Raw genomic sequence first — 8,294 nt, 5'->3', positions numbered from 1 at the left:
GATCACGCCGTGCCGCGCGGCGTGGTTCCGGCGGAGCCCTTACGGAAAGCCGGGGTCACCTGTTCGATCTCGACCAACAACGTGCTCAATCCGTTCACGCCCTATGGCGACGGCTCGCTGATCCGGATGGCGAACCTTTATGCCAATGTCTGCCACGTCTCGCGTCCGGCGGATCTTGCCGGCTGTCTCGACATGATCACGGAATCCTCGGCACGGCTGATGCGGCTTGGTGATTACGGCATCAAGGTCGGCAGCCCGGCCGATCTCGTCTGTATTGATGCCTCTACTCCCACCGAGGCGATCGCGACGCTGGCGCAGCCGCTGTGGGGTTTCAAGCGCGGCCGCAAGTCATTTACACGGCCGCGCGTGCAGATTCACCGCCATTAAAAGCTCTATTCCGCCGCCTTGTTGCTTTTGGCGCCGAACATGCGCGTCGGCGCCGGGAAGCCGCAGGAGGTGCCGTCGGTGATCTTGACCTGATCTTCCCAGGGCAGCCGGTAGGTGCCGGCGACCATGTCCTGCATGAAGGTATAGGGACAATCCATCGCGCCGCCCTTCACCGCGACATAGCCGCGATGCCAGAGCTGGTAGATGTTGTTCTCGACCCCCCAGTTGATGCGCGCCTCGCGCACCAGATCCGGGCGTACCTCGGCGGTGATGATCTCATCGACCCGGCCAGTGGTGCCGTGAGCAAGAATGGTGCCGTCGAAATTGACGATCATGCCTTCGCCCATCGAATCGAATGAGCCGTCCGAGCCGCACATGCAGACGTTCGCGGTCACCATCAGGTTCTGGAATGCGTTGGCCTGATTGGTAAAGCGCCAGCTCTCCCGGATCGGCGCGGTATAGCCGGCGGTGCGGATCATGATCTCGGCGCCCTTGTAGGCGCATTCGCGCGCCATTTCCGGGAACATGCCGTCATGGCAGATAATCAGCGCGATCTTGGCGCCCTTCGGCCCCTCGATTACGGGAATGCCGACATTGCCAGGCTCCCACGGCTCGACCGGGATCCAGGGATGGAATTTGCGGTAATAGAGCTTGATCTCGCCGTGATCGTCGATGATGAGGCCGGAATTGTAGGGATTGCCGTCGGGGTTGTACTCCATGATCGAGAAGCAGCCCCAGATCTTGTTGTCGATACAGGCCTTCTTGAAGGCTGCGACCTCCGGGCCGTCGAGCCGGCACATGATCGCGGGATTGGTGTCCATCGACAGGCCGTGCAGCGAATATTCCGGGAATACCACGAGGTCCATGGTGCCGAGATTGCGGCGCGCCTTGCCGACCATATACACGATCCGCTCGGTCTGCTTGGCGAGATCGGCCTTGGTCACGACCACGGGCAGTTGAAGCTGCACCAGACCGATCACGACGCCGTTGGGCGATTTGTTGAGTCCGCCGAGTCCGTTCATATCCCGCTCCCTCAGAGAAATTCGCGTCCTTCTGCCGCCGGGACGCGCGAAAAGCCAAAAACAGCAAATCGCATTTCCGGAAGGCAACAAAGATCATTTTTCAGGCGATCGGATGACCAAAGCAAAGGCAGAGGCGGGTTGCGCCCGGCGGGCCTCTCCACGTCTTCCACGGCGATGACAGGCGGCCTATAAAGCGCAACAGGGAGTTAGCCGCCGCGACTGGCTCATTGAACGAAGAAGAGAAACCAAGCCTATGGCGAATTTGACGAAAAGCTCCGAGCCGAACTTGCGCGTTGCGATTGCAGGGCTTGGACCCATCGGCAAGAAAGTTGCCGAAGCGCTCGATGAGGGTATCGACGGCCTCACGCTCGCGGCCGTATCGGCGCAGAATCCGGCAAAACATCACAATTGGCTTGGCAGCCTGAAGAAGCAGCCGGCGGTGCTGCCGATCGAGAAACTCTCCGACGTCGCCGATATTGCGATCGAGTGTGCGCCTGCGAAATTGCTGCGATCGATCGTGGCCCCCTTCGTGGAACAGGGCAAGACCGCGATCGTGCTGAGTGCCGGCGCGCTGCTTGAAAACGAAGATCTGATCGATATCGCCAGGAAGAACGGCGGACAGATCGTGGTGCCGACGGGCGCCCTGATCGGGCTGGACGCCGTGACCGCGGCCGCCGTCGGGGAAATTCATTCGGTGCGGATGGTGACGCGCAAGCCGGTCAACGGGCTCGCCGGTGCGCCGTTCCTGGTCGAGAACAACATCGATATTGAAACGATCAAGGAGCCGCTGAAGATTTTCGATGGCACCGCGCGGGAGGCCGCCAAGGGCTTTCCGGCGAATTTGAACGTGGCGGTGGCGCTGTCGCTCGCCGGCATCGGTCCCGATCGCACGCGGTTGGAGATATGGGCCGATCCAGCGCTGACGCGCAACGTGCACCGGGTCGAGGTCGACTCCGACGCGGCGAAATTCTCGATGTCGATCGAGAATATCCCGTCGGAAAATCCCAAGACCGGCCGCATCACGGCCTTGTCGGTGATCGCGCTGCTTTGCAAGCAACGCGCACCATTGCGGGTCGGGACCTAGCATAGCGTTTTCAAGCGAAGTGGGAGCCGGTTCGCGTAAAGAAAACGCGTCAAAACAAAAATACTACTTCGTGCCGTAAGCGCGGTCGCCGGCGTCGCCGAGCCCCGGCAGGATGAAGCCGTTCTCGTCGAGCCCTTCGTCGATCGCCGCAAGCCAGATCGGCACGTCCGGGTGAATGCCGCGCATCCGCTCGATGCCCTCGGGGGCCGCGATCAGGCACACCAGGCGAATGTCGGTGGCCCCTTGCTCCTTCAGGCGGTCGACGGCGGCGACCGCGGTATTGGCGGTCGCGAGCACCGGGGACACCACGATCACCTGCCGCTCGGGCAGGTCGTTCGGCGCCTTGAAGTAGTACTCGACGGCGGTAAAAGTCTTGGGTTCGCGGTAAAGCCCGATATGGGAAACGCGCGCGCTCGGCACCAGGTCGAGCATGCCTTCCGCGAAGGTCATGCCGGCGCGCAGCACCGGGGCGAATACCAGTTTCTTGCCGGCAAGCTGCGGCGACTTCATATGGGCGAGCGGGGTTTCGATCTCGACATCGCTGAGCGGCAGATCGTGGGTGACCTCGTAGCAGAGCAGCATCCCGATCTCTTTGAGCAATTCGCGAAACGATTTGGTCGAGGACTCCTTTTCGCGCAACAGTGTCAGCTTGTGCTGGACCAGGGGATGACTGACGACGGTGACGCCTTCCATATCTTAGGCTCCTAAAATACCGTGCCGTCGCTGATGACTTTGACCGGCGGCGAGGCGTCAGGGCGTCGCTCGCGCGCCAGCTTTCGTCCCGCGGCCCATGAGCCGCCTTCGAGAACCTTGGCAAGCGGCAGCGACCGCGCATCGAGCTTGAGCCGCTGTCGCACGCCCTCGGCAAGGCGGTCGAGCAGCGCGACCGTCAACGCGCGCCATTCCACCACCAGCGGCGAGGCGACCTCGTGCTCGCGCTGCGCATCGTCGGCATTTCGGAAGGCGAGAACGCCGGAATCGATGAACAAGCCGCCATTGCGGTATTCCGCCAGCCCGGTGAGGCCGTCGATATCGACGACCTCGATGCCGGCCGCTTGAAGCGGCTCGATCAGCGAGTAGGCGAGCCATTGCGAGAGCTTGTGCAACGGGATCAGCCCGTTGGAGGCATCGCCGGTCGCGAGCGCCGGATGTTTCCAGCAGTCGCCGAGCGCAACTCCGCCAAGCGAAAGGCGCGACGGCCAGATCGGCCCGAGCTGCTGCAACAATTCGGACAGGATCACGGGGGCGGGCAGACGGCCGTTCTCGGCGCGCGAGGCCAGCTGATCGAACAGGCCGCCGGGGCGCGGTGCGTCGTGACGGCCGAAAATATCAGGCTTGGAGGCCACGAGCCTGCCAAGGCTGCGCAAGAGCTCGGCGCGGCCGTCAAGCCCAACCAGCGGATTGGCGTCGGAAACCTGCAGGCCGCGCGCGAGGTCAGCTACCGAAAGCTTGTTGAGCGCGCTTCCGTCGGCGCGCAGCGGCTCGCTTGCATTGGCCGAGAAGGCGCCGTTTTCGAACATGGCCAGACTCGCCAGTGCCAGTCCCTCCGAGCGGCCGATCGCAACGCCGGTTTTTTGGTCGCGATAGCGCCAGGTCGGACCGGCGCCGGCGTCGAGAAAGACGCTGACCATGGCGAGATCGAATTCGGCCCGAGCGCGCGCCGCGGCATCGTCCCATCGGGTACGACTTGCGATCGCGGCCCAGCGGTTGTCGCCATTGAGGATGAAATGCCGCCAGCGCGAGTGAAAGGGCACGTCGAGCGAGGGATACGCCTCGCGCGTCGTTTGCAGCACGAGATCTACAACGCCATCCATCTTGTCGGGATGGATGCGGAAGTTCGGCAGCTTGTCCTCGAGTGCGAGCGCCAGCATCCGGTGGGCGCGCTCGCGCACCGCGGCGGCGCTTAACAGAGACAACGCCGCTGACGTTTCCGAATTGGCCACCGCTACAGCCACGCCCGATTCAGTATTTTTCAAGCGGACGGCCGACCGAATTGATGAGCTCGTCCGGGGCAGGCGCTTCCGCGCTGTAATAACCGGCGGCCTTCTTCGCCGCGATCTCGACATGCGCGTCCGGCGGAACGAGTTCGTCGGGAATCGGAATGCGTTCGACGATCTCGATGCCCTGGCTGGTCAGCGCATCGTGTTTCATGTCGCTCATCGAGACGAAGCGGTCGATGCGCTTGAGGCCGAGCCAGTGGATCACATCAGGCATCAACTGCTGGAACCGCGCATCCTGGACGCCGGCGACGCATTCGGTGCGCTCGAAATACTGCGCGGCGGCATCGCCGCCTTCCTGGCGCTTGCGTGCGTTGTAGACCAGGAACTTCGTGACCTCGCCGAGCGCGCGGCCTTCCTTGCGGTTATAGACGATGATGCCAAGCCCGCCTTCTTGTCCGGCGCGCGCGCATTCTTCGATGCCGTGCAGCAAATAGGGGCGGCAGGTGCAGATGTCGGAGCCGAACACGTCGGAGCCGTTGCATTCGTCGTGCACGCGGCAGGTGATTTTGGTGCGGTGGTCCGGCAGCTTGCTGACGTCGCCGAACAGATAGGCGGTCATGCCGCCGATCGGCGGCAGGAACACCTGCAGGTCCGGTCGCGTCACCAGCTCGGGAAACATGCCCGCGGTCTGCTCGAACAATTGCCGGCGCAGATTGTTTTCGGTGGTGGCAAATCGCTTGGCGATACCGGGCAGGTACCAGACCGGGTCGAGCGCGATCTTGACCACGGAAACGCTGCCGTTCTTGTGAACGACTTCGCCGTCATGCTTCAGCCGTCCGGCGTCGATTGCCGCCTTGATCTCCGGCAGGTCGAGCCGGGCGCGCGTGATCGCGATGCTCGGACGGATATCGATGCCTTCCGCGATCTCGGCCGCAAAGTTTTCCGCGACGAGGTGACCCCAGGGATCAAGCGAGACAATGCGCTCCGGATCGCTCCATTGCGGGAACGGACCGATGGTGGCCGCCGGATGCGTGTTGGTGAGGTCGGGACGGCGGATCGGATCGAGCGCGCCGGAGGAGACCGCAAGCGCGCGGTAGACCGAATAAGAGCCGCCGTGCGAGCCGATGACATTGCGGTCCTGCGGGCGGGATACCGTGCCGATGATCGGGCCGCGCTCGCGCGCGCTGGCCGCGCCCCACTGGATCGGGAAGTTGAGCTTGCCGCCGGGCGTCGGATGCGAGGTGAGCCGGATATGGTCTACCCGGTTGGAACGAGTCATCGCGGTCAATCCTTCAGATCTCAGCCACGCTCGGCTTTCGGAGAGCGGGGCCACAAATGGCGACGGCCCGCCTGAACAGACGGGCCTCATCACCAACCACGAAAAATACAGTACGATCGTAACCGAACCATGAAATATAGCGCACCCGCCGCCGAATACAAGGCAACTAAGTGGTGGTATTTCCTTGAAGATTCGGCGCGGCGCGCCGGGGCGAGCCTATGACGCGGTGCAAGCGCGCGAGGGGGCTTATTGCGCCGCCGGCAATGCGACATCCTGCGGCTGCAGCGAGGATAGCTGCCCGGTCGGCGTCCAACCGCCGCCAAGCGCCTGGAACAGGCTGGAGGCGGCGAGAAGCTTGTTGAGCCGCACCTGCGCCAGCGCGTTCTCGTTGGTGAGGAGCGTTTGCTGGGTTTGCAGCACGGTGATCAGGTTGACGGTGCCGGCGCGCAGTTGGGTTTCCGAGACCTCGAACGCCTTGCGCGCGGCGGCCACCGCCTCGATCTCGAGACGCTCCTGCAAGGTCGTCTGCGACAGCGCCACCAGCGCTTTCTCGACGTCGGAGAAGGCCGAAAGCACGGCCTTCCGGTAGGCTTGCAGATTCTGCAGCTGCACGCCCTTGGCCTGCTTCAACTGGCTTTCGAGCAGGAAGCCGTCGAACAGCGGCTGTGTCAGTCCGGCCGAGAGGGTGTAGAACCAGGCGCCTGGTCCGAACAGCGAGGCCAGCGCTGCGCTTTGCACGCCGGTTTGCGCGGTCAACTGGATCTGCGGGAAGAACGCAGCGCGGGCGGACTCGACGCTGAAGTTGGACGAAGCGAGTTGCGCTTCGGCCTGGCGGATATCCGGCCGCTGGTTGAGCAGTTCGGAGGGCATGCCGGGCGTCACGCGCGGAACGGCGATTTGCGTCATCGTCCCGCCCTTGACCGTGAAATTTGCCGGCGCGCGGCCGACCAGCACGGCAAGCGCAGCGATATTCTGCCGCAAGGTGATCTCAAGCGGCGGAATCGCGGCGCGTTCGGTCGCCACTTGCGTTTCCTGCTGCGACACATCGAGCTGCGAGGCGGTGCCGCCGGCGAACTGCTGCCTGATCAGCGTCAGGATGCGCTCGGCTGCGGCGAGGTTACGACGCGCGACACGCAGCTCATCCTGCGCTGCGAGAATCTGAAAATAGGTGTTGGCGACGGTGACGATCGCGGTCAGCGTCACGACCTCGCGGTTGTAGCGCGAGGCGGTCGCGCTTTCCTCGGCGGCGTGGAGCGTTGCGCGATTCTTGCCCCAGAAGTCGAGCATGTAGCTCGCGGTCAGTCCGAGACTGTATTGCGAGAAGCTTTTCCCGCCAATTCCGCCGCTGCCGGTTGCCACCGAACCGACCGCGCTGCGGCTTTGCTCGGCCGTGCTGGTTCCGCTGACGGATGGAAGCAGCGGCGCACCGTTGATGCCCACCTGCGCGTCGGCTTGCGCGATCTGGGCAATGGCAACCGCGATGTCGAGATTGTAGAGCTGCGCATTGTCCATCAGCGACGTCAGTTCGCCGGATTTGAAACCGCGCCACCAGTCGATCGCGGGAACGTGGGTGTCCGCAGCGGTATGGCCGCCTTCGCGGTAGGTCGCCGGCACTTCGAGATTGAGATCGGGCCGTTCGGTTCCGAGGATGCAGCCCGACAGAGCGGGGACGAGCAGAAAGCCACAAATGGCAAGGGAAACCTTGCCGCGTGTAATCCGTCGTGATGCTTGACCGCTCATTGCAATGCCAAATTCTACTCGCCCGGTTGCAGCCTGGTATCGGGAGCAAGCGGTGCTTGATCGCCCCTGATACGCCTGCTCCAAAGCCGGAACCGATCCATATACAGGTAGATTACCGGCGTTGAATAGAGCGTCAGCACTTGGCTGAGGATCAGTCCCCCGACAATTGCGATACCGAGCGGTTTGCGCAGTTCGCTGCCTTCGCCGAGGCCGAGGGCCAGCGGCAACGCACCCAGCAGCGCCGCCATCGTCGTCATCATGATGGGCCGAAAGCGGAGCAGGCATGCTTCATAGATTGCGTCGATCGAACTCAGGCCGCGGTTTCGTTCGGCCTCGAGCGCAAAATCGATCATCATGATCGCATTCTTCTTCACAATACCGATCAAGAGAATGACGCCGATGAGCGCCATGATGCTGAATTCGGTCTTGAACGCCATCAGCGCAAGCAGGGCGCCGACGCCGGCCGAAGGCAACGTCGACAGGATCGTCAGCGGATGAACGTAGCTCTCGTACAAGACGCCGAGCACGATGTAGATCGTCACCAGTGCCGCGAGGATCAGGAAGGGCTGATTGTTCAGCGAGTCCTGGAATGCCTTGGCGGTACCCTGGAAAGTGCCGCGGATCGTTGCCGGCACGCCGATTCGATTCATGGCGGCATTGATCGAGGTAACCGCCGAGCTGAGCGAGCCACCCGGCGGCAGGTTGAAGGAAATCGTGTTCGCGACCAATAGCCCCTGATGATTCACGGCGAGCGGCGTCGCGCCTTGGGTGAAATGAGCGACGGCCGATAGCGGAATCATGGTTTCGGCGCCGGTGGAGACCGCCGAGCCGGTGGAAGACAC

8 protein-coding genes are annotated in these 8,294 nt (G+C 63.1%); 2 read left to right on the top strand and 6 right to left on the bottom strand.

Going from position 1 to position 8,294, the window contains the following annotated elements; genetic code table 11:
- Positions 1 to 387, top strand: a 387-nt coding sequence (locus VFL62_RS22375; RefSeq protein ID WP_325174573.1) for an amidohydrolase family protein, incomplete at its 5' end; no start/stop codon positions are given.
- Positions 388 to 392: 5 nt separating this feature from the next.
- Here VFL62_RS22375 and VFL62_RS22370 read toward each other — a convergent pair.
- A complete protein-coding gene (locus VFL62_RS22370) occupies positions 393 to 1,409 on the bottom strand; it encodes a formamidase (RefSeq protein WP_325174572.1) in 1,017 nt (338 codons plus the stop codon).
- Between the two features lie 253 nt (positions 1,410 to 1,662).
- Between VFL62_RS22370 and VFL62_RS22365 the strand changes: the two genes are divergently transcribed.
- Complete coding sequence (locus VFL62_RS22365; protein ID WP_325174571.1) at positions 1,663 to 2,493, top strand: aspartate dehydrogenase; 831 nt, start codon at positions 1,663 to 1,665, stop codon at positions 2,491 to 2,493.
- A 63-nt stretch (positions 2,494 to 2,556) separates the two neighbouring features.
- On the opposite strand, the gene upp is transcribed toward VFL62_RS22365, so the two are convergent.
- The 5 genes from upp to VFL62_RS22340 all read right to left on the bottom strand — a co-directional run.
- Positions 2,557 to 3,186, bottom strand: coding sequence for a uracil phosphoribosyltransferase (gene upp / locus VFL62_RS22360; protein WP_325174570.1), 630 nt, complete (start codon positions 3,184 to 3,186; stop codon positions 2,557 to 2,559).
- A gap of 11 nt (positions 3,187 to 3,197) precedes the next feature.
- Entirely contained in the window at positions 3,198 to 4,436 is a 1,239-nt protein-coding gene (locus VFL62_RS22355; RefSeq protein ID WP_325174574.1) for a URC4/urg3 family protein, read from the bottom strand.
- A gap of 19 nt (positions 4,437 to 4,455) precedes the next feature.
- Complete coding sequence (locus VFL62_RS22350; RefSeq protein WP_325174569.1) at positions 4,456 to 5,712, bottom strand: GTP cyclohydrolase II; 1,257 nt, start codon at positions 5,710 to 5,712, stop codon at positions 4,456 to 4,458.
- Between the two features lie 246 nt (positions 5,713 to 5,958).
- Positions 5,959 to 7,452, bottom strand: coding sequence for an efflux transporter outer membrane subunit (locus tag VFL62_RS22345; protein ID WP_325174568.1), 1,494 nt, complete (start codon positions 7,450 to 7,452; stop codon positions 5,959 to 5,961).
- Positions 7,453 to 7,466: 14 nt separating this feature from the next.
- Positions 7,467 to 8,294, bottom strand: an 828-nt coding sequence (locus tag VFL62_RS22340) for an efflux RND transporter permease subunit (RefSeq protein ID WP_325174567.1), incomplete at its 5' end; no start/stop codon positions are given.

It is taken from the genome of Bradyrhizobium sp. (genome assembly GCF_035701725.1).
Taxonomy (GTDB): Bacteria; Pseudomonadota; Alphaproteobacteria; order Rhizobiales; family Xanthobacteraceae; genus Bradyrhizobium.
This window is presented reverse-complemented; position numbering and strand designations above follow the sequence as displayed.